Annotated in this window: 3 protein-coding genes; 2 read left to right on the top strand and 1 reads right to left on the bottom strand. The window is 72.9% G+C overall.

The window, feature by feature from the left end:
• Positions 1-93: 93 nt before the first annotated feature.
• On the bottom strand, positions 94-303 hold the full coding sequence (locus QH283_RS18485; protein ID WP_280504243.1) for a hypothetical protein: 210 nt from the start codon (positions 301-303) through the stop codon (positions 94-96).
• Between the two features lie 293 nt (positions 304-596).
• On the opposite strand from QH283_RS18485, the gene coaE reads away from it, so the two are divergent.
• Both coaE and QH283_RS18475 read left to right on the top strand, forming a co-directional pair.
• Complete coding sequence (coaE, locus tag QH283_RS18480; RefSeq protein ID WP_280504242.1) at positions 597-1553, top strand: dephospho-CoA kinase; 957 nt, start codon at positions 597-599, stop codon at positions 1551-1553.
• 108 nt (positions 1554-1661) lie between these two features.
• Positions 1662-2093 (top strand): hypothetical protein, encoded by a 432-nt coding sequence (locus tag QH283_RS18475; RefSeq protein ID WP_280504241.1) that lies wholly within the window; start codon positions 1662-1664, stop codon positions 2091-2093.
• The last annotated feature ends 148 nt before the right edge of the window (positions 2094-2241 follow it).

The raw sequence follows: 2241 nt of genomic DNA, 5'->3' as shown, positions 1-2241 counted from the left end.
CGCCCGGCCCGCCCCCGCGCGGGGTGCGCGGGCCAGGGCGCCCCCGCCGCGGGCCCGGCCGTTCGGCCGGGCCCTCGGTGTCGGTGCGTCGGATCAGTTCGCGGCGGCGGGCACCCAGCGCGTGGTCGCGGGCGCCGCGGTCCTGCGGCGCCGGGCGGCGAGACTGTGCCGGGCAGGTTGCCGCAACGAGGACAGCCACGGCCTGCGGAGCTCGGCGTGGACGGCCGCGACAGCGGGAATCGCGAGGCAGTGCACCCCGCCTGCCATACCGAGGCGGTGGCGACCCGCTCGGCGGATTCTCATGCGCAATGGATTTCCTTCGCTCGGTGTGGAACTGGGTGATTCGACTGATTCGCCAGGACGAAGATTAGTCGAGTGAAATGCGCATTCGGCGAATTTTGCCGGTTGTGAGCGGGGAGCGTGTCGAAACTTTGACGACATCGACGGTATATCCGAGAAAATGTTGCGAAATCGTCTCGGCGGCATCACGGTCCGGCTGCGACGACGGATCGGCGGTAACGAATGCGGCGGACGAGCGAAAGCCGCCGGCCGGGTGGTGGGCCTGCGCCGGGCCGCGGGATGCGAGACTTGGGCTCATGTTGCGGATCGGCCTCACCGGAGGCATGGGAGCTGGAAAGTCGACGGTGGCGCGGATTCTCGCCGAGCGCGGGGCCGTGATCGTGGATTCCGACGTCATCGCCAGGGAAGTCGTCGCGCCCGGCACCGAGGGGCTGGCCGCGCTCGCCGAGGCGTTCGGCCCCGGCATCCTCGCCGAGGACGGCAGCCTGGACCGGCCTGCGCTGGCGGCCGTGGCCTTCGCCGACGAGGAGTCGCGCAAGAAGCTCAACGCCATCACCCCTCCGCTCGTCGGCCAGCGCCCCGCCGCACTCATCGCCGCCGCGCCCGCCGCCGCCATTGTGGTGCAGGACATCCCGCTGCTGGTGGAGATCGGTCTCGCCCCGCTGATGAATCTCGTGCTGATCGTCGACGTGCCCGCCGAGGAGCGCATCCGCAGACTGGTCGAGTTCCGGGGCGTGCCCGAGCACGACGCGCGCGCCAGGATCGCCGCCCAGGCCACCGACGAGCAGCGGCGCGCGGTGGCCGACGTGCTGCTGGACAACAGTGGCCCGGAGGGCGCGATCGCGCCGGTGGTGCACGAGCTGTGGGAGCGGCGTCTGGTGCCCTTCGAGCGCAACCTGCGCACCGGCGTCGCCGCCGAGGCGGACCCCCGGCCCGTCGCCGCCGATCCCGGCTGGGCGGCCCAGGCCCGGCGGCTGATCGCCCGGCTGTGGGTGGCCTGCGGGACCGCTGCCACGAGCATCGAGCATGTCGGTCCCACCTCGGTCCCGGAGTTGCCCACGCGCGATCTGCTCGACCTCGAGATCACCGTCTCGGATCCCGCCTCGGTGGCCGGGCTGCGCGATACCCTCGCCGCGTCGGGCTTCCCCGCGCTGGGCGGGGAAACCGGCGCGCGTGCGGGTGTGGCGTGGCACGGCAACGCCGATCCGGGCAGGCCGGCACGGATCGCGGTGCGCGTCGCCGAGGCCGGGTAAAAACTTAAAAGGATTTATTTCAGAAATAGCCGTGGGCTTGCCTTCGTCTGTGTAGCGTGACGCCTGACCCACAGGAGTGGGTAGGGAAGACAGGAAGTTGCAACGCCCATGACAGCATCACACCGTCACCTGCGACGCGCCGGTTTCGGCGCGTCGGCACTCGGCGCCATGGTCGCCACCGCGGTGCTCACCGCCCCGCACGCCGCCGCGTGGGTCGGCGACCTCACCGTCTCCGGTGAGAACCACACCGTCGGCTGTTCCTACACCCTGACCGCCCGGGTCGACGTCGACCGTCTGACCGAGGTGAAGTTCACCGACAACGGGGTGGCGATCCCGGGCAGCCCGGTGCGGCCCTCGCTGCTCAGCGACAAGGTGACCATCAAGTGGAAGCCGAGCACGGCGGGCTCGCACCGGCTCGAGGCCAGGCAGTTGCTGATCAGCGACTCGCTGACCGTGCAGGTCGCCGAGAGCTCCGGTGGGCTCACCGGCAGCTCGGCCTGTGGCGCCGCCGGCCTCGGCGGGGTGCGCCCGCGCCAGTAGGGCGGGGGGTGACGTGGGGGGCGAGAGCCGGGGGCGGCGGCCCCGGGGGGGGGGGGGGGGGGGGGGGGGGGGGGGGGGGGGGGGGGGGGGGGGTGGGTGGTGGGGGGGGGGGGGAGGGCGCGCCCCCCGCCGCACGGCCGGCGGGGGA

This window comes from Nocardia farcinica, assembly GCF_029867845.1.
GTDB lineage: Bacteria > Actinomycetota > Actinomycetes > Mycobacteriales > Mycobacteriaceae > Nocardia > Nocardia farcinica_A.
Note: the sequence above shows the minus strand (reverse complement) of the source record. Positions and strands in the feature narration are given on the sequence as shown.